Below are 20111 nucleotides of genomic sequence, written 5' to 3' on the forward strand. Positions count from 1 at the left end.
CGCCCGGGACTACTCCTTCGCGCGCCGGGCCTCCACGCCCGCCAGCTTCTCCCAGTGGCGGATCAGCGCGCCGTGGTCGGCGTCGCCCAGGCCCGAGGCCATGAGCCCCTGCATCACCTCCATGAGCTGCGCCGTGAGCGGCAGGGGCACGCCCAGGGCGTGGGAGGTCTCCAGCACGTTGCCCAGGTCCTTGGCGTGCAGGCGGATGCGGAAGCCCGGGTCGAACTTGCCGTCCATCACCAGGGGGGCCTTGGCGTCGAAGGCCGTGCTGCCCGCCAGTCCGGCGCGGATGGCCTTGTGCACCACGTCGGGGCCGACCCCGGCCTTGGCCGCCAGCACCAACGCCTCGGACATGGCCGCGATGTTGCCCGCCACCATGATCTGGTTGGCCAGCTTGGCCACGTTGCCCGCCCCCGCCTCGCCCACGTGGGTCACGGTGGCGGCCATGGTCTGGAGCACGGGGAGGCAGCGCTCGAAATCGGCCTGGGCGCCGCCGGCCATCACGGCCAGGGTCCCTTCCACGGCCTTGGGCTCGCCGCCGCTCACCGGGGCGTCCACCATGCCCACGCCCTTGGCGGCCAATTCGGCGGCGATCTCGCGCACGGCCAGGGGCGCGATGGAGCTCATGTCCGCCAGCACCAGTCCCGGGGCCGCGCCCTCGGCCACGCCGCCCGGGCCCAGGACCACCTGGCGCACCTCGGGGGAGTTGGGCAGCATGGTGATCACCACGTCCGAGGCGGCGGCCACCTCGGCGGGCGTGGCGGCGGCCTTGGCCCCGGCCGCCGCGAGTTCGTCCACGGCGGACCGGGTGCGGCTGGTCACGGTGAGGGGGAAGCCGCCCTTGAGAATGTTCTTGGCCATGGGCTTGCCCATGATCCCCAGGCCGATGAAACCGACGCGCAGCATAGCGTTCTCCTTTGGATGACGATTCGCCGGTGGCGACCTGCCGTTCGGCGTTCCCGGGAGAGTCCGGGGCAGCCTTTACGGCGTGTAGCCGTATTCGGCGATCCAGCCCAGGGAGCCCGCCGTGTCCGGGGCGGGCACGTACTCCAGGCCCACGTGCCCCGTGTAGCCCATGCGGTCCAGCTCGGCCAACAGGAAGCGGTAGTCGATCTCGCCCGTGCCGGGCTGGTGGCGGCCGGGGTTGTCGGCGATCTGCACGTGCCCGATGCGCTCAAGATTGGCGCGCAGCGTGGCGGTCAGCTCGCCCTCCTCGCGCTGGGCGTGGTAGACGTCGTATTGCAGGAACACGTTGGGACGCCCCACGGCATCGATGAGCCGGAGCACCTGGGCCGTGCCGTGCAGGAAGAACCCGGGGATGTCCTTGCGGTTGATGAACTCCACCAGCAGCGAGGCCCCCACGGCCGCCAGGGCGTCGGCCGCGTGGGCGGCGTTCTCGGCCAGGGCGTCCCAGGCCGCCTCGCAGGAGACGCCGGGGGGCAGCTTGCCCGCCAGGCAGTTCACCCGCGTCACGCCCAGGGCCTGGGCGTATTCCACGGCGCGCTCCACGCCCTGGCGGAACTCGGCCTTGCGGGCCGGGTCCGCGGCGATGCCCCGGTCCCCGGTGGCCCAGTCCCCGGCGGGCAGGTTGAAGAGCGCCTGGGTCAGGCCGTTGTCGCGCAGGAGCCCGGCCAGACGCTCGGGCTCGTAGGGGTAGGGGAAAAGGTATTCCACGGCCTTGAACCCGGAACGGGCGGCCAGGGCGAAGCGCTCCTCGAAGGGGGACTCGGTGTAGAGCATGGTCAGGTTGGCGCTGAAGCGTGGCACGGGTCACCTCCCTGTGAGGGCTGGGGGTTGCGGGAGCGTTTCGCGCAGCGCGTCCAGCGAACGCTGGATGTGGCGGCGCATGGCCAGGGCCGCGCCCTCGGGGCTCTGCGCCTCCAGGGCCTGGATCACGGCCAGGTGTTCGGGCGCGGTGTCCTCCCAGGGCCTGGGCGTGCCGTGCAGATAGAGCCCGGCGAGCATGTTCAGGGGCTCCAGGGAGCGCAGCAGGAAGCGGTTGCCGGAGAGCTCGGCCAGCCGCCAGTGGAAGAGGCGGTCGCTCTCCACGAAGGCGGCGCAGTGCTCCGGGGTGTCGGGGGAGCGGGCCAGCTCCTCCCAGCGCGCGCGCAGGGCGCGGGCCTCGGCGGGCTCGATGCGCCGCGCGGCCAGTTCGGCGGCCATGGGCTCCAGGCGCAGGCGCACCTCCAGGAGGTCGGCCAGGGAGGCGTCGTCCAGGGCGGCCACGCTGGCCCCGCAGCGGGGCTTCCACACGGCCAGGCCCTCCAGGGTCAGGCGTTTGAGGGCGGCGATGAGCGGCGTGCGGCTCACACCCAGGCGCAGGGCAAGGTCCTCCTGGCGCAGGCGCGATCCGGGGGGCAGCGCGCCCGAGGCGATCATGCCGCGCAGGCGCGCAAGCACCTGGTCTTCAAGGTTCTCGTGGCGGATGGGCGGTGTGTCCATGGGCCGGGCATAGTGCAGGGGTTTGCAGAGGTCAAGTATTTTGCATTCTGTATTCAATCGTTTCAAAACCCTTCTCGACAGGGCCGCCCCCGGCGGGCTATCAGGGCAGACCCGACCCCGAGGCCCCGCACACTCACCCAAGCCCCGAGGACTCCCCCCTATGCGCATCCTGGCAGCCCTGTGCCTGATCCTCTTCGCGTCGCTTCCCGCGCTGGCCCAACCCCGGCAGCAGCCCGCCCAGAACGCCCAGAACGGCCAGACCCTCACCCGCGACTGGCTGCGCATCCCCCGCGACGACCGCACCGCCTACATGACCGGGGCCTCCGCCGGAGTGCGCGCCTACGCCGAGAGCCAGCCCGGCACGCCCATGCCCGCCATGGTGGTGGTCTCGCGCGCCGTCTCCGCCATGGACCGCGCCGCGCGCGACCCCCTCACCTCGGGACAGCCCATGATGCAGATGGCCCTCAAGGCCGTCATGGACTCCCAGGACCGGGGCATCCACTTCGTGGAGTCCGGCGGCCACGTGCGCGACCCCCAGTTCGACCAGCGCATCCTTTTTGACTATCCCTGGCTCCAGCCTCTCGACCTGGAAGGCTTCGTGGCCACCCCCTACACGCCCCACGACACCTTCGCCGACAGCTGGAAAAGTGCCTACCAACACCAGAAGCTCTTCTTCATCCAGGGCTTCGGCGACATGGCCGCCGCCCGCTGCCTGGACGCCTTCGGCGACACCCCAAAGGGCCGCGACTGCCTGCGCCCCCTGCTCCCCTTGCCCCCCGAGGCAGTGGTGGCCCAGATGGACCAGATCTACCGCGACCGCCGCTTCGCCAAATCCGGCTACGATCTGGTGATCCGCGCCGCCCTCGTGCGCATGGTGGGGGGCGACTGGGAAAAAATCCTCCTAAGCCAGCCCACGGAGCGTGGCACCCGTTGAAATTTCGTGTGCATTCGGTTACACCTCCTGTAAATTCATGCAACACAAGAGGTGCACCGTGCGCAAGACCGTCCTGACCGCCCTGGCCCTGCTGGCCCTGGCCGCCCCGGCCATGGCCCACTTCGGCATGACCGTGCCGGACAAGAACATCGTCACCAAGGAAGGCGCTAAGACCGTCTCCCTGGACATCCGCTTCTGGCACCCCATGGAGAACCAGGGCATGAACCTGGAGAAACCCAAACTGGAGCTGTGGGCCAAGGGCAGGAAGCAGGATATCTCAGCCTCCCTGGCCCCCGTCACCCTGGACGGCAAGCAGGCCTGGAAGGCCGACTGGGCCGTGAAGACCCCCGGCGTGCACGTCTTCGCCATGACCCCCCCGCCCTACTGGGAGCCCGCCGAGGACAAGTTCATCGTCCACCTCACCAAGACCGTGGTGGCCGCCCTGGGCGACGACGAGGGCTGGGACAAGCCCCTGGGCCTCAAGCTGGAAATCGTGCCCCTGGCCAAGCCCTTCGCGCTCTACGCGGGCAACTCCTTCACGGGGAAGGCGCTCTTCAAGGGCAAGCCCCTGGCCAACGCCGAGGTGGAGGTGGAATTCTTCAACAAGGACGGCGCGCTCAAGGCCCCCGACGACGCCTACGTGACCCAGACCGTGAAGACCGACCCCAACGGCGTGTTCACCTGGACCGTGCCCTGGGCGGGCTGGTGGGGTTTCGCCGTGCTTGCCGACGACGACGCGAAGTTCAAGAAGGACGGCAAGGACAAGGCCGTGGAGCTGGGCGGCGTGCTCTGGGTCTACTTCCACCCCGCGCCGGGCAGATAGCGTGGCCGCCCGGACCCCCTTCGCGGCCGCCGTGCTGACGGCCGCGCTCCTCTTCCGGCCCGGCGCGGCCCTGGCTCACAAGGTGAACGTGTTCGCCGTGGCCGAGGCCGGGGCGCTCACGGGAGAGGGCTACTTCGCCAACGGGAGCAAGGCCCAGGCCTGCCCCGTGGAGCTGCGCGACGCCTCGGGACGCGTGGCCGCCACGGCGCGCACCGGCAAGGACGGCAGCTTCCGACTGGAGCTGCCCCCGGGCCTGACCCCGCCCCTGACCCTGGTGCTCAAGGCCGGTGACGGCCACCAGGCCGACTACACCCTCACGGCGGCGGACCTCGGCCCGGTCTCGTCTCCCCCCGACGGGCCGGGCCGGGCTCCGGCCGTCGCGCCCGGCGGCGTCGCGGGGCCCCAGGCGGTCGCGCCCCCGGGGGCGGCCGCATCCGGCGGGGCCGCCATGTCCGCGGCCGCAGAACCGGGCCGGATGCACACCGCCCCGGCCGCGTCCGCTCAGGCCGCTTCGCCCCCGGGGTCGGCCGCCGCACCGGCGACCCCGGCCCTCCCTCTGGACGAGGCGCGCCTCCAGGCCTTGGTGGAGCGGGCCGCCGCCAAGGCCGTGGAGGAGAAGCTCGCGCCGCTGCGCCTGGAGCTGGCCCGCCTGGCCGCCCAGGCCGAGGGCAACCGCGTGCGCGACATCGCCGGGGGCCTGGGCTGGATCGCCGGGCTCGTCGGACTGGCCGCCTGGTTCAAGCGCAGGCGCTGAGCCCGCACGGGTCAATCCTTCCAGTTCCACCACTTGAGCCGCTCGGGATCGCGCTCCCCGGGCGGCGTGGCCGCGAAGTACACCGCGCAGCGGAACACGTAGAGCACGCAGCGGTCCTGGCGCGCGCCCCGCAGGGCGGCGAGCCTGTCGTGGAGTTCCCGGGGGTCGCTGCCCGCCAGGCCTTGCATGTCGCGCACGCCCAGGTCCCAGAGGTCGCGGGCCATGCTCGGCCCGATGCCGGGGACGGCGCGCAGGAGCTTTTCGGTGGGCTTGTCCATCATGGGGCCATGCCCTATCATGAGCCCGCCATGACAAGAAGCCTCCTCGTCGCCGGCGTCTCTTCGGGATGCGGCAAGACCTCCGTCACCCTGGGCCTGCTCGCGGCCCTGACCCGTCGCGGCGTGGCCGTGGCCCCCTTCAAGACCGGGCCGGACTTCATCGACCCCGGCCTGCACCGTCTGGCCTGCGGCCGAACGAGCCACAACCTGGATTCCTGGATGCTCCCCGACGCGGCCAACCGCGCCCTCCTGGCCCGCCACGCCCGGGGCTCGGGCCTGGCCCTCATCGAGGGGGCCATGGGCCTCTTCGACGGCACGGGGCCTCCCGGCGGACCGGGCAGCGCCGCCCACATGGCCCGGCTCCTGGGCGCACCCGTGGCCCTGGTGGCCGACGCGCGCGGCATGGCCCAGAGCGTGGCCGCGCTGGCCACCGGCTACGCGCGCTTCGACCCGCGCCTGAGGGTGGCGGGCCTGATCCTCAACCGCGTGGGCGGCCCGGGGCATCGCGAGGTGCTTGCCGAGGCCCTGGAGGCGACCGGTGTGCCGCTGCTGGGGATGCTCGCGCGCGACGAATCCCTCGCGCTGCCCTCGCGCCACTTGGGCCTCGTCACCGCCGAGGACCTGGAGCACCGTCCGGGCTGGTTGGAGCGCCTGGCCGACTGGGTGGAGGCAGGCATCGACCTGGACCGGCTCCTGGCGCTCCTGCCCGAGCACGCCCAGGAGGCGCACGCGCCCACCACCCTCGCGGCGCGTGTCCCCGCGCCGGACGCTCCCGTTCCGGACATGCCCGAGCCCGACCCGGCGGCCGCCTCCGGGGCAGAACGGGTGCGCCTGGGCCTGGCCCGGGACCGCGCCTTCTGTTTCGTCTACGAGGAGAACCTGCGCCTGCTCGAAGCCGCCGGAGCGGAAATCGTGCCGTTTTCTCCCCTGGCCGACGCGCGACTGCCCGAATCCCTGCACGGGCTCTACCTGCCCGGGGGCTATCCCGAACTGCACGCCCGCACCCTCTCGGAGAACCGGACCATGCTGGAGGCCCTGCGCGCCTTCTGCGCCTCCGGGCGGCCCGTGCTGGCCGAGTGCGGCGGCTTCATGGCCCTCATGGACTCCCTGGTGGACGCCGCCGGACGGCGCTGGCCCATGGCCGGGGCGTTCCCCTGCGCGGCGCGCATGGGGCCGCGCTTCGCCGCCCTGGGCTACCGCGAGGCCCGCTTCGTGCGCGACACGCCCCTCGGCCCGGCCGGGACCACGGCCCGGGGCCACGAATTCCACTATTCCAGCCTGGAATCCGCCCCGAACCTGCCCGGGGCCTACGACATCTCCGGGCGCAAAGGCCCCCTGCCAGGCCCCGGCGGCTTCCTGGCGGGCAACGCCCTGGGCAGCTACGTGCACCTGCATTTCGCCTCCAACCCCGGGCTGGCCCCGGCCTTCGCGGACGCCATGCGCCGCGCCGGGGGCTGAGCGCCGTGTCCAGGCGGCATCATCAGGGCGCGCCGCGCCAGGGCTTCACCACGGGCTCGGCCGCCGCCGCCGCCGCTCGGGCCGCCCTCACGCTGCTGCTCACGGGGCGCGCGCTCGAAACGGCGGACATCCCCCTGCCCCCGGGCGCGGGGGCGGCCATTCCCAAGGGGGCACGCCCGGACGCCCGCCCCGACGACCCCGACGACGCGAGACTCGCCGATACCGGAGCCGGACGCCTCGTGGTCCCCGTGGACCGCACCGGCCTCGCGGGCCGCACCGCCTGGGCCGAGGTGGTCAAGGACGGCGGGGACGACCCCGACGCCACCCACGGCGCGCGCATCCGCTGCGTGGCGTCCTTGGAGCCCGGCGCGGAGACTTCCGTGATCGTGGAGGGCGGTTCCGGCGTGGGCCGCGTCACCCTGCCGGGGCTGCCCGTGCCCGTGGGCCGGGCGGCCATCAACCCCGCGCCCCTGGCCCAGATCGAGGCCGCCGCGCGCGAGGCCCTGGCCGAAGCCGGAGCCGACGCCAAGGGCTTCACCGGCGAAGGAGCGGACGACGGGCACGGGGCCGTCGCCGGACCGGGAGCGGGGACAGGGCGGACCGGGCTGGTCCGCCTGACGGTGGAGGTGGCGCACGGCGAGGAGCTGGCCCGGCGCACGCTCAATCCGCGCCTGGGCATCACGGGGGGCATCTCCATCCTGGGCACCCAGGGCGTGGTGAAGCCCTTCAGCCACGCGGCCTGGCAGGCCACCATCGACTCGGGCCTGGCCGTGGCCCGCGCCAGCGGGGACAAGACGGCGGCCCTCTCCACGGGGCGGCGCAGCGAACGCCTGCTCATGGCGCGCCGCCCGGAGCTGCCCGAACGGGCCTTCGTCCAGGCTGCGGACTTCTTCGCCCACTCCCTGGGCGAGGCCGCCCGCCTGGGCTTCGAGGAGATCGTCTGGGGCTGCTTCTTCGGCAAGCTGGCCAAGATGGCCCAGGGGCAGGCATACACCCACGCCCGCTCGGGCGACACGGACTTCGCCCTGCTGGCCCGTCTGGCCCGCGAGGCCGGGGCGGACCCGGCGTCAGCCCGCGCCGTGGCGGCGGCCAACACGGCCCGCCACGCCCTGGAGATCGTGCCCGGGGAGCTGCGGGGGGCCTTCGCGGCCCGCGTGCTGGAACGGGCCCTGGAGGCGGCGCGGGGCTTCCTGGAAGCGGGGGCGCGGCGCGCGGGAAACGCGCCGCGCGTGGGCATCGTCTGTTTCGGGTTCGACGAGGGGCTCCTCGTCGAGGGCTACAGCTCGTAGTCCAGGACGCGGCGCTCGGCGGCCACGCTCTTGATGAAGGCCACCACGGCCTGGTGCTCGGGGTGCACGGCGTAGGTCTTGAGGTCTTCCTTGGAGGCGAAGGTGGTGTAGAGGGCGATGTCCGTGGCGGGCACGGCATCGAAGATGCCGCCCAGGGCCACTTCCAGGTCGATCACTCCCGGAACCTTGCCGGGCAGCGCCTCCAGGAGTTCCTTCATTTTCTTGGCGTTCTCGGCCTTGGTGCGGCCTTCGGCCTCGTCCTTGAGAGTCCACATGACGATGTGCTTGATCATGGCGGTTCCTTTGGGGAAAGTCTGGATGGACGCGGCGAGGCGCGCCTGCGCCGGTTTCTAGGACGCCACCCCGGGGCGCGTCAACAGCTCCCCCCTTTACGCCGGGGCCGTCAGGCCCTACAGCCAGGGCATGCACGCTTCGTCGGACCTCCCTCCCCTTCACGTGATCGGCCTGGGCATGGGCGAGCCCCTGGCCCCGGCGGCCCAGGAAGCCCTGGAGTCGGCCCAGGCGCTGGCCGGTGGCGCGCGCCTGCTGGAACGCTTCCCTGGTCCGCCCGGGGAACGCGTGCCCCTCAAGGCCCCCCTCTTCCAGGCCCTGGACCGCCTGGAGGCCTTGCGCGGCAAGGGCCTGCGCGTGGCCGTGCTGGCCGACGGCGACCCCCTTTTCTACGGCATCGGGGCCACGCTCCTGGAGCGCTTCGGCCCGGACGGCCTGCGCTTCTTCCCGGCCGTGACCAGCGTTCAGGCGGCCTGCGCCCGCCTGGGCCTGCCCTGGCAGGACCTCCCCGCAGTCTCGCTGCACGGCCGCCACGACACCGGCCCCTTGTTCCACGCCCTGGCCCGCCAAGGCCGCGCCGCCGTGCTCACCGGCCCCGAGAGCGCCCCCGACGCGCTGGCCCGGCTGCTCCTGGAACGCGGCCTGGACCATGCCGTCCTGGACGTCCTGGAAAACCTGGGCTCGCCCGGGGAGCGCGTGCGCCGCCTCACCCCGGCCCAGGCCGCCGGGGAACGCTTCGCGGCGCTCAACGTGGCGGTGGTCCGCGCCCCGGAGGCCCCCCAGGGGCCGCCGCGCCTGGGAATCCCCGACGAGGACTACGAGAGTCGGGGAGGGCTCATCACCAAGTGGCCCGTGCGCGCCTGCGCCCTGGCGGCCCTGGGCCTGGCCCCGGGCATGACCGTGTGGGACGTGGGCTCGGGCAGCGGCTCGGTGGCCGTGGAGGCCTCGGCACTGGCCGGCCCCGGGCAGGTGTGGGCCTTGGAGCGCGACCCGGAACGCCACGCCATGATCCTGCGCAACGTGCGCCGCTTCGGGGCCTGGAGCGTGCGGGCCGTGCTGGGCGAGGCCCCGGGGGCCTTCGCGGACCTGCCGGACCCGGAGCGTATTTTCCTCGGCGGCTCGCTGGGGGGCGACTCCCTCGAAGGCGCCGCCGTGCTGGACGAGGCCTGCCGCAGGCTGCGCCCCGGCGGTCGGGTGGTGGCGGCCGTGGTGCTCCTGGGCTCCCTGGCGCTCCTGCGGGAGCGCTTCGCGGCCCTGGGCTGGCCGACGCGCACGCTCCAGGCGCAGGCCAGCCTGGGCCAGCCCCTGGCCGGGGACGAGCGCCTCGCCGCCCTGAACCCGGTGTTCATCGTCCGGGCGGACAAACCCCTTCAAACGTGCTAGGATAAGCCCATGCAATCGCTCTACGAAACAGCCACCAACCTCTTCGAGCCCATGACCCGCTTCTGGGAGAACCCCAGGACAGAGCGGGCCATCTCCGGGGCGCTGGTGGTGATCTTCCTGGTTTCCCTGGCGGGCATCGAACTCAAGCGCCAGGGGATGCTGCCCTCGCCCCTCACCAACGTCACGCCGGACCATCACTTCAACGCGGTTTCCGTTGCCTTCACGCTGGTGCTCATCATGGAGGTGATCGGGCTCATCTTCGCGCTGCCCTGCTCCTTCTCCAAGTCCATGGTGAAGCAGTTCGAGATTCTCTCGCTGATCCTTCTGCGCAACGCCTTCAAGGAGCTTGTGAACCTGCCCGAGCCCATCCACGTGACGGCGGACTGGACGCCCATCCTGCGCATCGTCTCCGACGGCTCCGGGGCGCTGGTGATCTTCGCGCTGCTGGGCGTCTACACCCGGCTCATCTTCTCCCACGACCAGGGCCAGCGCACCGAGAAGGCCCGGCCGGGGCAGGCCCGCTACAGCTTCATCGCCTCCAAGAAGATCGTGGCGCTCACGCTCCTGGCGCTCTTCGCCCTGTTGGGCGGGCGGGCCATCCTCGAGGGCTTCACGGGCAACCACACGTTCGAGTTCTTCGAGACCTTCTACACCGTGCTCGTGTTCTCCGACATCCTCCTGGTGCTGCTCTCCCAGCGCTACATCCCGGGCTACCTGGCCGTGTTCCGCAACTCCGGCTACGCCCTGGCCACCCTGGGCATCCGCCTGGCGCTGGCCGCCCCGCCCTTCTACAACGCCCTGCTGGGCATCGGCGCGGCCCTCTACGCCGTGGCCCTCACCTGGGCCTACAACAAGCTCTCCAGCCGCCCCGGGGAGCGCCACCCGTGACCCCCCGCGTCCACTTCGTGGGGGCCGGACCCGGCGACCCGGAGCTCCTGACCCTCAAGGCCGCCCGACTGCTGGCCCGGGCCGATCTGGTGATCCATCCCGGCTCGCTCACGCCCAAGGCCGTCACGGACATGGCCGCGCCCGGCGCGAGAATCCTGGACAGCGCCTCCATGACCCTGGAGGAGACCCACGCCGCCATCCGCGACACCGTGCTTGCGGGCGGCTTCGTGGTGCGCCTCCAGGCCGGGGACCCTGCCCTCTACGGCACCGTGGCCGAACAGGCCCGCCTCCTGGAGGCCGAGGGCATCGACTACGCCGTGGTGCCGGGCGTCACGGCGGCCTCGGCGGCCTCGGCGGCCCTGCGCATTCCCGCCACGGCCCCGGAGGTGACCCAGACCCTGGTGCTCACGCGCCTGGCCGGGCGCACCCCCGTGCCCGAGGCCGAGAACCTGCGCGCCCTGGCCGCCCACAAGAGCGCCCTGGCCGTCTACCTCTCGGCCCACATGCCCGAGGCCGTGCGCGAGGAGCTGCTGGCCGCCGGGCACGACCCCGCGACCACCGTGGCCGTGGCCCACCGCGTGGGCTGGCCCGAGCAGGAGCTGCACCTCTCCACCGTGCGGGACTTCCCCGAGCTGGTGCGCGCGCGCGGCCTCACCAGCCAGACCCTCTTCCTGGTGCTGCCCGGCCACCAGGCCGGGACGCGCTCGAAGCTCTACGACCCGGCCTTCGCCCACGGCGCGCGCCCGGCCCGCGAAGACAGCGGACGGAATACCCCATGCTGACCCTCACCGTGACTACCTTGCGCCGCGAGGAGCTCAAGCCCATCACCCGCGACCTCCAGCAACTGGCGACCGCCAACGGCTGGAGCGAGGGCGTGCTCACGCTCTTCTGCCCCCACACCACGGCCGGGCTCACCGTGAACGAGAACGCCGACCCCGACGTGGCCCGCGACATGCTGGACATCCTGGCGCGCCTCGTGCCCCAGCGCGGCGGCTATCGCCACGCCGAGGGCAATTCCGACGCCCACGTGAAGGCCAGCCTCATGGGGCCGTCGCTTTCGCTCATCGTCTCAGGCGGCCGCATCCGCCTGGGCACGTGGCAGGGCGTCTACTTCTGCGAGTTCGACGGCCCCAGGGAGCGCACGCTCTGGGCGCAGTGGACCGGGACCTAGGCGGACCATGCCTGCAGGCCCGCGCGGGGTCGCTCCTCACCCCGGAAGCGTGAACCGGGCGGGCCTTCTCCAACGCCTGGCCCTTTGCCCGGGAGCTGCCCGGTCCCTGCGGCCCGCGACCGCTCCCCCGGAGCGACGGCCCCGACAAGCCGCGTTAACGCCCGCCTCCCCGCTTCAAAAGGACATCGCCGGGGCCTGCGCGGGCGCGGCGGAAAAGCCGGGCAAACGCATCTTCTGAACCACACTTCGAAGCCGTTGATGCGAGGCATGACGACACACCTCAGCGACCAAAAGGGTCGAGAAGTTTTCCACGATAGTCGAGTTTGTTTACACCCCCGCCCCTGGACGAATGGCCCGATCTGGATTCTCAACCATCCCAGACAATGGGGGAATCACGAATCATTTCCCCCTCCCTTCTCAAATCCCACCGCCTCAAGGCATCCTCGAGATGCCCCGGTATGTCGCGACAGACACACGTACTCTGCCGCAAACCGCTAAAATGTCCATTGATCCTAGGCAAAAGGCAGGCATTCGTCGCGAACTTCAGCCATCGGTTTCACCTTGAGCACATCCGCCCGGCTTCAACAGAGCCAGGTTTTCAGGTCTATTTGCCGATCCTCCAGGAACAATATTTGCTTAGGACAGAGCCAGTTCGCGTACTACAAAACCAGATCAGACTAATCTTGTCTGGTGGCTTCTCAATTGCATTGCTTTTCATCACCACAGACACATACAGAGTACACCCAGGAACAAGCCACGCCCAAGGAGACAACGAATGAAAACAATCCTTTTTCTCGCCATGCTCCTTGTCCCGGTATGCTCCCATGCCCAGACAAGCAGCACATTTAACTTTACATACAATTTTGACAAGCTGAGCATTCTAGGGGCCACTCCGCAACCTATCCAGGGAAACTTCACTGGCAATGCAACATTTGAAATAACATTCAGCAACATAGTAACAGGAACATACTCAAGCCAAGCGAACTCTGGCCAGTACTGGAACTCGACAGGAACAAAGAACGCGACATCAACAATTGATCCCATCTGGAAGCCCGCAGAGATGGGCAGCATAAAAGAATCTTCTGTCGTTGTAAGCGACCTGATGGACAGTGCAACACATTCATACGCAAACACATCAATGGTGTCATTTATAAGCAACTATTTCAAACCTGCGTCCGACAACACATGGAATGCCGCCAGCCTTTCCATCGAAGGCCTGCTCCAAGGACCAATCGCTGACAAGTTTTCGTATGACTTTGTAGTCGCGACCACAAATTCAATTGGGTCTAACTTCACTGCAAGGGGGGGACTCGTCCCGGTAACCCTCGTGGGAAGCCAACTCATCCAACAGACAGCATACTACGAATATTCGGGGACCGCCTTTCTGAACAAAGCCATTGCGAATTTCACATCCAGCGGATCAGGCGGGAAAGATGACCCGTACCTGCCGACCTCCGTGGACATTACAACATCCCCCGGAGCACCGCTTGTTGAATATGGATTTTCAGTGGAGTCGACACCAGGCACGATGACATACATCGACCCTGTAGTGGCCGTCGGATACGACTATAAGACAGACGACGGAGCACTGATACAAGCAATCAACCTGCCGAACATCGGAGACGGTCTCTACAATATTTACACCTTCGACAGCTCCGGAGACCTGTTTCAGGTTGCAAAGGATTGGTCATGGACGCAGGACTTCAATTTTAGCGGAACAGGCGTCAACAAATTTCGTGTCGACGGCATAGAAACTGGAGCAGGACTGGATCCAGGCGACTTCAACGCTTTCAATACCGGTCTTTTGTATTCTATCGAGGGAACGCATCGCGTAACCATGACGGCCTTGACCGTAGACACGGACAATCCACCTTCCGCAACTCCTGAGCCAGGGACCATGCTGCTGATGAGCCTTGGCGCCGCGGGCGTCGCCTTCATGAAGCGTCGCCGCGGCGCGATGAATTCCAACCCTGGACGTGCGCTCTAGCCAGGTCGCCATCCGCTTGAAAATTCATAAGGCCCGGCCCCTTCGCGGGGACCGGGCCTCGTTCGTTTCTTCGCGCCGCTGCCGTGCGGCAGCCGCAGCCCTTCGCGCCTAGCCCCGGAGGCCCTCGATGCGCGCGCGCAGCTCTTCGAGCTTGGCAACCTTCTCGCGCAGCATCTCGCCCTTTTCGCGCTCCTTGGCCACCACCTCGGCCGGGGCGCGGGCCGTGAAGTCCTCATTGGCCAGCTTGCGGCCCACGATCTCGGCCTCCTTGGCGGTCTTGGCCAGCTCCTTGCCCAGGCGCGCCAGCTCCGCGTCGAAGTCCACCGCGCCCGCCAGGGGCACGAACACCGCGTTGCCGCCCGCGGCCGCGCTGGCCGAGGCCTTGGGCGCGGCCACGCCGGGACCGGCCGTGAACGTGGCCAGGCGCGCCAGGGACATGATCAGCCGCTCGTTGCCCAGGAGCACGGAGAGGTCCGCCGCGTCGGCGGTGCGCACCAGGCAGTCGAGCTTCAGGCCCGGGCTGATGGAGAGCTCCGAGCGGATGTTGCGCACGCTCACCACCACCTCGCGCACCAGGTTCATGGCCGCCTCGGCCTCGGGGCGCACGCAGGCGGGACGCGCCGCCGGGTAGGCCACCTTGGAGAGGTCCTTCTCGGCGTGGCCGGGCAGGTGACTCCAGATCTCCTGGGTGACGAAGGGCATGAAGGGGTGCAGGAGCGTGAGCAGCTCCGAGAGCACCGTCCACAGGCAGCGCTCGGCCACGGCCTTGGCCTGGGGGTCGTCCCCGGAGAAGTCGGTCTTGATCATCTCCAGGTACCAGTCGCAGAACTCCAGCCAGAGGAAGGAATAGAGCCCCTGGGCGGCCTCGTTGAAGTGGTAGCCCTCCAGGGCCGGTCCGGTGGCGGCCTTCACGGCCTCCAGGCGGTGCAGGATCCAGGCGTGGTGCAGGGGCAGGCCCTCGGCGTCCAGGTCCGCCGCCGGGATCTCGGCGGGCAGGTTCATCAGCGAGAAGCGCGCCGCGTTCCAGAGCTTGTTCACGAAGTGGCGGTAGCCTTCGATGCGGTCTTCCGAGAGGCGGATGTCGCGCCCCATGGCCGCGAAGGCCGCCAGGGTGAAGCGCAGGGCGTCGGTGCCGAACTTGTCGATCATCACGAGCGGGTCGATGACGTTGCCCGTGGACTTGGACATCTTCTTGCCCTCGCCGTCGCGCACCAGGGCGTGGATGTACACGTCGCGGAAGGGCACCTCGCCCATGAAGTGCTGGCCCATCATCATCATGCGGGCCACCCAGAAGAAGAGGATGTCGAAGGCCGTCACCAGCACCGAGGTGGGGTAGAAGGCCGCGAGCTCCGGGGTCTTGTCCGGCCAGCCCAGGGTGGAGAAGGGCCACAGGGCCGAGGAGAACCAGGTGTCCAGCACGTCCTCGTCCTGGTTGAGCGCGCCGCCGCAGGCGCAGGCCGCGGGGTCTTCCCGCGAGACGACGAGCTGGCCGCAGGCCTGGCAGGTCCAGGCCGGGATGCGGTGCCCCCACCAGATCTGGCGGGAGATGCACCAGTCGCGGATGTTGTCCAGCCAGTGGTAGTAGGTGCTGGTCCACTGGTCGGGGACGATGCGGGTGCGCCCGTCCTCCACGGCCTTGCGCGCCACCTGGGCCAGGGGGCCGGCCTTCACGAACCACTGGGGGGAGACGTGGGGCTCGATGACGGTCTTGCAGCGGTAGCACTCGCCCACGGAGTGGTCGTGCTCTTCCTTCTTCACCAGGAAGCCCTGCTCCTGGAGGGCCTCCAGCACCTTCTTGCGGCACTCCTCGCGGGTGAGGCCCGCGAAGTCCGGCCCGGCGGCGGCGTTCATGCGGCCCTGGCCGTCCATCACCTGGAGCAGCTCCAGGGCGTGGCGCCGTCCCAGCTCGAAGTCGTTCATGTCGTGGGCCGGGGTGACCTTGAGCGCGCCGGTGCCGAACTCGCGGTCCACGTAGGCGTCCGCGATCACGGGAATCAGGCGGTCGGTGAGCGGCAGCCTGACCATCCTGCCCACGAAGGCGGCGTAGCGCTCGTCCTCGGGGTGCACGGCCACGGCGGTGTCGCCCAGCATGGTCTCGGGGCGGGTGGTGGCCACCACCAGCTCGCCGGAGCCGTCGGCCAGGGGGTAGCGGATCTGGTAGAGGCCGCCCTTTTTCGGGGCGTGCTCCACTTCCAGGTCGGCCAGGGCGGTCTGGCAGCGGGGGCACCAGTTGATGATGTAGTCGCCCTTGTAGATCAGGCCTTCCTCGTAGAGGCGCACGAACACCTCGCGCACGGCGCGCGAGAGGCCCTCGTCCATGGTGAAGCGTTCGCGGGTCCAGTCCACGCTGGCGCCCATGCGCCGGATCTGGTTGAGGATGCGCCCGCCGTAGTCCTTGCGCCACTCCCACACCTTCTCCACGAAGGCCTCGCGGCCCAGCGCCTGGCGCGTGACGCCCTCCTTGCCCAGGGAGCGCTCCACCACGTTCTGGGTGGCGATGCCCGCGTGGTCCGTGCCCGGCACCCAGAGCACCTTGCGGCCCTTCTGGCGCATGTGGCGGCAGAGGATGTCCTGGATGGTCAGGTTGAGGGCGTGGCCCATGTGCAGGGCCCCGGTGACGTTGGGCGGCGGGATGACGATGGAGAAGGGTTCGCCTTGGGCCTGGGGGTCGGCCGTGCCGGCCCCGGATTCGCGCCAGAATTCGAGCCAGCGGGCCTCGACCTCGGCGGGTTCGTAGCCTTTGGCAAGGGTGGTGTCGGACATGTGCTCACTCCTTTGGAACGGCCGCGCAATAGCCTGTTTTGCGCCAGTTGTCACCGTGGTCGGGATGGGGCACAACGGGGCCATGTTGGCCGTGCTCTGGGACGAAGCCCACCTCTGGGGCGTGCTGCTGGCGCGCTCGCTCGCGGCCATGGGCGCAAACGTGCGCCTGCTGCGCGCCCACGAGGCCGCCAGGGGCCACCTGGAGGCCCACCCCCCGGCCGCGCTGGTGGTTCCGGGCGGCTTCTCCAGCCGCAAGGCCGCCAGCCTCGGGGGACGCGGCCTGGAGGCCATCCGGCGCTACGTGGCCGCAGGAGGGGCCTATTTGGGCATCTGCGGCGGCGCGGGCCTGGGCCTCACGGTGCCCGGCGGCCTGGCGCTCTGCCCCTGGACGCGCGAGCCCTTCCCCAAGCGCATCCAGCACTTCGCCAGCGGCAACGTGGTGCTCCACCCCCAGGAATCGGCCTTCACGCCCACGGGGCTCTCCGCGCCCCTGGCCCCCGTGTGGTGGCCCGCCACCTTCCGGCCCCACGGCCAGGGGGTGGAGGTGGTGGCGCGCTACGGCGAGCCCGGCCCCGGCTTCATGATGGCCGACATCCCCCTGGCGCTCATCCCGGAGCAGGTGCTGGAAGACTGGGAGGCGCTCTACGGCGTGCGCCTGGCCCCGGCCTTCGCCCCGGGCGACCCCTGCGTGGCGGCGGGGAGCTTCGGCCGGGGGCGCTACGTGCTCTCCCACGCGCACCTGGAATCGCCCGGCGCGCCCGAGGCCAACGCCTGGCTGGCGCACATGCTCTCCGAACTCTCGGGCCTGGAGCTGGCCCCCGCCCCCGCGCCCGCCTGGGCCATCGGGCTTAGGCCGCCCGCCTGGGACGACCCGGCCCTGACGCGCGCCCTGGAGCTGATGCTGGGGGTGGTGGAGCTGGGCCGGGCCCACGGGCTCTTCACCTGGCGCGAGAGCTGGCTGCTGGGCTGGCGGCAGGGGCTGCCCGGCGCGCAGATCTCGGGCGTCCTGGCCATGCTGGACCACGCCCGGAGCCTCTCACCCACCGACGAGGCCCTGTCCTTCCTGGAGCGCCGTCGCAGGGGCTTCGCGCGCGATTCGGAGCTGCTGGCGCGCGGGCTCTCGGGCTACCTGCTGGCCGAGCGCCTGGCCCTGACGCTCTCCCGGGTGGACCCCGAGGCCGTGCCCGAGCGCGGCCTGCGCGAGGCGCGCTTCACGCTCTTCGGCCCCCCCCCCGGGGCGGGCGGCACGGCCGGGGGCCTGTGCGGGCGCGTGCTGGACGTTCTTGAGGAAGCCATCTGCCTGTGCGGACGGCAGAAATCCGGATAGCCCGGTTGACGCGATTCCTTATGCGGTTTAGCGTCCCGGTACATCTCTCTAAGACGTACCGGCCAAACCAGCATGAAGGAGGTTTTTCGTGAACGCCTTGACCCTGGTCTTTGCCTCTCTTTGCGTCTTCGCCATCGCCTACCGCTTCTACGGACTTTTTTTCGTCCGCAAGGTCCTGGGGGTCAAGCCCGAGCGGCCCACCCCCGCCGTCAAGATGGCTGACGGCGTGGACTATGTGAAAACCAACAAATTCGTGCTGTTCGGCCACCACTTCGCGGCCATCGCGGCGGCGGGTCCGCTGCTTGGGCCGGTGCTCGCGGCGCAGTTCGGCTACATGCCGGGCGCATTGTGGATCCTGGTGGGCTGCGTGGTGGCCGGGGCCGTGCACGACTCGGTGGTGCTCTTCGCCTCGGTGCGCCACCGGGGGCAGAGCCTAGCCTACATCGCAACCCAGGAGATCGGGAAGGCTACCGGCTCCGTGGCCTCGGTGGCCGTGCTCTTCATCCTCATCCTCACCCTGGCGGGGCTTTCCCTGGCCGTGGTGAACGCCATGTTCCACAGCCCGTGGGGCACCTTCACGGTGTTCGCCACCATTCCCATCGCGCTCTTGATGGGCGTCTACCTCCACGTCTGGCGCGACGGCGACGTGAAAGGCGCGTCCATCCTGGGCGTGGCGCTCCTGGTGCTGGCCATCCTGGCCGGACCCCACGTGGTGGAGAACCCCACCCTGGCGGGGATGTTCACCATGTCGCGCAACAACATCGCCATCTCGATCCCCATCTACGGCTTCATCGCCTCGGTGCTCCCGGTGTGGCTGCTCCTGTGCCCGCGCGACTATCTTTCCACCTACCTGAAGATCGGCACCATCGCCATGCTGGCCATAGGCATCTTCTGGGTGCGCCCGGACCTTCTGATGCCCGCCACCACGCAGTTCGTCTCCGGCGGCGGCCCCATCATCCCCGGGCCGGTGTTCCCCTTCCTGTTCATCACCATCGCCTGCGGGGCCATCTCGGGCTTCCACGCCATCATCGGCTCGGGCACCACGCCCAAGATGATCGGCTCCGAGGGCGACATCCTCTTCGTGGGCTACGGGGCCATGCTCACCGAGGGCTTCGTGGCCATCATGGCGCTCATCGCGGCCTGCGTGATGGTCCCGGCCGACTACTTCGCCATCAACGCTCCGGCAGCCGCCTTCGAGAAGCTGGGCATGGCCGTGGTGAACCTCCCCGAGCTCTCCACCGCCGTGGGCGAGAAGCTCCAGGGCAGGCCCGGCGGCGCGGTGTCGCTGGCAGTGGGCATGGCCTACATCTTCTCTTCCGTGCCCTTCATGAAGGGCCTCATGGCCTACTGGTACCACTTCGCCATCATGTTCGAGGCAGTGTTCATCCTTACCGCCGTGGACACCGGCACCCGCGTGGGCCGCTTCTTCCTCCAGGAAATGATCGGCCAGTTCGTGCCCAGGTTCGCCGAGAAGCGCTGGTGGCCCGGCATCGTGATCACCAGCGGCATCTTCACCTTCTCCTGGGGCTATCTGGTCTATACCGGGGACATCGGCACCATCTGGCCGCTCTTCGGCATGTCCAACCAGCTTCTGGCCGCCGTGGGCCTGCTCATCGGCACGACGCTCCTCATCCGCATGAACAAGGCCCGCTACGCCTGGATGACCGCCGTCCCGGGCCTTTCCCTGGTGTGCATCACCATGTACGCGGGATTCCTGCAGATCACCAACACCTACCTGCCCAAGAACATGTACCTCCTGGCCACCATGGCCATCATCGTCATGTGCCTGATGACCATCGTCATCGTCAGCGCCTTCCGCCGCTGGATGCAACTGCTCTCCGTGAAGCAGCCCGTGCCCGACGCCTACGGCGAGCCCGTGCTCGACGTGGTGCCCGAGTAGACCTTGACTTCCCCCGGACCCTGGCCTAGCAGCCAGGGTCTGGGAGGATTCGCATGTTCAAGCACCTCGTTCTCGCCCTCGCCCTCGCGGCCTTCCCCGCCAGCGCCATGGCCCAGTCCACCACGGCCGTCGGCCAGACCCAAACCCAGAACCAGGTGACCATCCAGAGCCTGCCACCCGCAGCCACCTGCTTCAACTGCGAGTGCAACAACACGGACTTCACCTGCCGCACCGCCTGCATGGACTACACCGACCTCATCAAGCGCCAGCAGTGCGAGGCCGCCTGCGGACAGACCCTCTCCACCTGCCTGGCCAACGCCCAGAAGCTCCAGCGCGCCGTGGACGAGCAGCGCGCCCTCACCCAGCAGAGTTCCGCCAGCGGCCGCACCAACTGATCCGCTCCCGCGTAGCCGCCAGGCCTGC

The 20111-nt window shown here is 69.8% G+C and carries 19 protein-coding genes; 13 read left to right on the forward strand and 6 right to left on the reverse strand.

The window, feature by feature from the left end:
- Window positions 1-9: 9 nt before the first annotated feature.
- From garR to NNJEOMEG_RS03390, 3 genes are read right to left on the reverse strand one after another with little or no spacing between them, the layout of a single operon-like run.
- Entirely contained in the window at window positions 10-978 is a 969-nt protein-coding gene (gene garR, locus NNJEOMEG_RS03380; protein WP_268885675.1) for a 2-hydroxy-3-oxopropionate reductase, read from the reverse strand.
- A 3-nt stretch (window positions 979-981) separates the two neighbouring features.
- Window positions 982-1767 carry a hydroxypyruvate isomerase gene (gene hyi, locus NNJEOMEG_RS03385; protein WP_173081317.1) on the reverse strand — a complete coding sequence of 262 codons (786 nt, stop codon included), beginning with the start codon at window positions 1765-1767 and terminating at the stop codon, window positions 982-984.
- A 3-nt stretch (window positions 1768-1770) separates the two neighbouring features.
- Window positions 1771-2442: a GntR family transcriptional regulator gene (locus tag NNJEOMEG_RS03390; protein ID WP_173081318.1), complete on the reverse strand. Its 672-nt coding sequence runs from the start codon at window positions 2440-2442 to the stop codon at window positions 1771-1773.
- Between the two features lie 160 nt (window positions 2443-2602).
- Between NNJEOMEG_RS03390 and NNJEOMEG_RS03395 the strand changes: the two genes are divergently transcribed.
- From NNJEOMEG_RS03395 to NNJEOMEG_RS03405, 3 genes are read left to right on the forward strand one after another with little or no spacing between them, the layout of a single operon-like run.
- Window positions 2603-3376 (forward strand): hypothetical protein, encoded by a 774-nt coding sequence (locus NNJEOMEG_RS03395; protein WP_173081319.1) that lies wholly within the window; start codon window positions 2603-2605, stop codon window positions 3374-3376.
- Window positions 3377-3434: 58 nt separating this feature from the next.
- A complete protein-coding gene (locus NNJEOMEG_RS03400) occupies window positions 3435-4199 on the forward strand; it encodes a DUF4198 domain-containing protein (RefSeq protein WP_235956818.1) in 765 nt (254 codons plus the stop codon).
- A 1-nt stretch (window position 4200) separates the two neighbouring features.
- Window positions 4201-4953 (forward strand): NikL family nickel/cobalt ECF transporter subunit, encoded by a 753-nt coding sequence (locus NNJEOMEG_RS03405; protein WP_173081321.1) that lies wholly within the window; start codon window positions 4201-4203, stop codon window positions 4951-4953.
- 11 nt (window positions 4954-4964) lie between these two features.
- Here the strand turns inward: NNJEOMEG_RS03405 and NNJEOMEG_RS03410 are convergent, their stop codons facing one another.
- A complete protein-coding gene (locus NNJEOMEG_RS03410; protein WP_173081322.1) occupies window positions 4965-5234 on the reverse strand; it encodes a helix-hairpin-helix domain-containing protein in 270 nt (89 codons plus the stop codon).
- A 27-nt stretch (window positions 5235-5261) separates the two neighbouring features.
- Between NNJEOMEG_RS03410 and NNJEOMEG_RS03415 the strand changes: the two genes are divergently transcribed.
- Complete coding sequence (locus tag NNJEOMEG_RS03415; protein WP_173081323.1) at window positions 5262-6689, forward strand: cobyrinic acid a,c-diamide synthase CobB; 1428 nt, start codon at window positions 5262-5264, stop codon at window positions 6687-6689.
- 5 nt (window positions 6690-6694) lie between these two features.
- A complete protein-coding gene (gene cbiD, locus NNJEOMEG_RS03420; RefSeq protein WP_173081325.1) occupies window positions 6695-7978 on the forward strand; it encodes a cobalt-precorrin-5B (C(1))-methyltransferase CbiD in 1284 nt (427 codons plus the stop codon).
- Here cbiD and NNJEOMEG_RS03425 read toward each other — a convergent pair.
- Window positions 7966-8271, reverse strand: a complete 306-nt coding sequence (locus NNJEOMEG_RS03425; protein ID WP_173081327.1) for a Dabb family protein — start codon at window positions 8269-8271, stop codon at window positions 7966-7968. The two genes, cbiD and NNJEOMEG_RS03425, sit on opposite strands and share 13 nt — an antisense overlap.
- A gap of 130 nt (window positions 8272-8401) precedes the next feature.
- On the opposite strand from NNJEOMEG_RS03425, the gene cbiE reads away from it, so the two are divergent.
- The 5 genes from cbiE to NNJEOMEG_RS03450 all read left to right on the forward strand — a co-directional run bounded on the left by cbiE (window position 8402) and on the right by NNJEOMEG_RS03450 (window position 13698).
- Complete coding sequence (cbiE, locus tag NNJEOMEG_RS20880) at window positions 8402-9652, forward strand: precorrin-6y C5,15-methyltransferase (decarboxylating) subunit CbiE (RefSeq protein WP_173081329.1); 1251 nt, start codon at window positions 8402-8404, stop codon at window positions 9650-9652.
- A 9-nt stretch (window positions 9653-9661) separates the two neighbouring features.
- The gene (locus NNJEOMEG_RS03435) at window positions 9662-10540 is read left to right on the forward strand and encodes a hypothetical protein (RefSeq protein ID WP_173081331.1); all 879 of its coding nucleotides are present in this window, start codon (window positions 9662-9664) and stop codon (window positions 10538-10540) included.
- Entirely contained in the window at window positions 10537-11322 is a 786-nt protein-coding gene (gene cobM, locus NNJEOMEG_RS03440) for a precorrin-4 C(11)-methyltransferase (RefSeq protein WP_173081333.1), read from the forward strand. The genes NNJEOMEG_RS03435 and cobM overlap by 4 nt, the downstream gene beginning before the upstream one ends.
- Complete coding sequence (locus NNJEOMEG_RS03445) at window positions 11316-11711, forward strand: secondary thiamine-phosphate synthase enzyme YjbQ (RefSeq protein WP_173081335.1); 396 nt, start codon at window positions 11316-11318, stop codon at window positions 11709-11711. Before cobM ends, NNJEOMEG_RS03445 begins: the two co-directional genes overlap by 7 nt.
- 775 nt (window positions 11712-12486) lie before the next feature.
- Window positions 12487-13698, forward strand: coding sequence for a PEP-CTERM sorting domain-containing protein (locus NNJEOMEG_RS03450; RefSeq protein WP_173081337.1), 1212 nt, complete (start codon window positions 12487-12489; stop codon window positions 13696-13698).
- A 108-nt stretch (window positions 13699-13806) separates the two neighbouring features.
- Here NNJEOMEG_RS03450 and NNJEOMEG_RS03455 read toward each other — a convergent pair whose 3' ends face one another.
- Window positions 13807-16461 (reverse strand): valine--tRNA ligase, encoded by a 2655-nt coding sequence (locus NNJEOMEG_RS03455; RefSeq protein WP_173081339.1) that lies wholly within the window; start codon window positions 16459-16461, stop codon window positions 13807-13809.
- Between the two features lie 82 nt (window positions 16462-16543).
- Here NNJEOMEG_RS03455 and NNJEOMEG_RS03460 point away from each other — a divergent pair, with 82 nt between their 5' ends.
- The 3 genes from NNJEOMEG_RS03460 (at window position 16544) to NNJEOMEG_RS03470 (ending at window position 20083) form a co-directional block, all read left to right on the forward strand.
- Entirely contained in the window at window positions 16544-17788 is a 1245-nt protein-coding gene (locus tag NNJEOMEG_RS03460; RefSeq protein ID WP_235956819.1) for a BPL-N domain-containing protein, read from the forward strand.
- An 88-nt stretch (window positions 17789-17876) separates the two neighbouring features.
- The gene (locus NNJEOMEG_RS03465; RefSeq protein WP_173081343.1) at window positions 17877-19688 is read left to right on the forward strand and encodes a carbon starvation CstA family protein; all 1812 of its coding nucleotides are present in this window, start codon (window positions 17877-17879) and stop codon (window positions 19686-19688) included.
- Between the two features lie 53 nt (window positions 19689-19741).
- Entirely contained in the window at window positions 19742-20083 is a 342-nt protein-coding gene (locus tag NNJEOMEG_RS03470) for a hypothetical protein (RefSeq protein ID WP_173081345.1), read from the forward strand.
- Window positions 20084-20111: the final 28 nt, after the last annotated feature.

Origin of the sequence: Fundidesulfovibrio magnetotacticus, from assembly GCF_013019105.1 — a bacterium.
In the GTDB taxonomy this organism is placed as follows: domain Bacteria; phylum Desulfobacterota; class Desulfovibrionia; order Desulfovibrionales; family Desulfovibrionaceae; genus Fundidesulfovibrio; species Fundidesulfovibrio magnetotacticus.

Coding starts and splice junctions, on each gene's coding strand:
- NNJEOMEG_RS03390 (WP_173081318.1), bottom strand. CDS start 2,442: ATGGACACACCGCCCATCCGCCACGAGAACCTTGAAGACCAGGTGCTT.
- NNJEOMEG_RS03425 (WP_173081327.1), bottom strand. CDS start 8,271: ATGATCAAGCACATCGTCATGTGGACTCTCAAGGACGAGGCCGAAGGC.
- NNJEOMEG_RS03445 (WP_173081335.1), top strand. CDS start 11,316: ATGCTGACCCTCACCGTGACTACCTTGCGCCGCGAGGAGCTCAAGCCC.
- NNJEOMEG_RS03435 (WP_173081331.1), top strand. CDS start 9,662: ATGCAATCGCTCTACGAAACAGCCACCAACCTCTTCGAGCCCATGACC.
- NNJEOMEG_RS03460 (WP_235956819.1), top strand. CDS start 16,544: ATGTTGGCCGTGCTCTGGGACGAAGCCCACCTCTGGGGCGTGCTGCTG.
- NNJEOMEG_RS03395 (WP_173081319.1), top strand. CDS start 2,603: ATGCGCATCCTGGCAGCCCTGTGCCTGATCCTCTTCGCGTCGCTTCCC.
- NNJEOMEG_RS03455 (WP_173081339.1), bottom strand. CDS start 16,461: ATGTCCGACACCACCCTTGCCAAAGGCTACGAACCCGCCGAGGTCGAG.
- cbiE (WP_173081329.1), top strand. CDS start 8,402: ATGCACGCTTCGTCGGACCTCCCTCCCCTTCACGTGATCGGCCTGGGC.
- NNJEOMEG_RS03470 (WP_173081345.1), top strand. CDS start 19,742: ATGTTCAAGCACCTCGTTCTCGCCCTCGCCCTCGCGGCCTTCCCCGCC.
- NNJEOMEG_RS03450 (WP_173081337.1), top strand. CDS start 12,487: ATGAAAACAATCCTTTTTCTCGCCATGCTCCTTGTCCCGGTATGCTCC.
- NNJEOMEG_RS03410 (WP_173081322.1), bottom strand. CDS start 5,234: ATGATGGACAAGCCCACCGAAAAGCTCCTGCGCGCCGTCCCCGGCATC.
- NNJEOMEG_RS03415 (WP_173081323.1), top strand. CDS start 5,262: ATGACAAGAAGCCTCCTCGTCGCCGGCGTCTCTTCGGGATGCGGCAAG.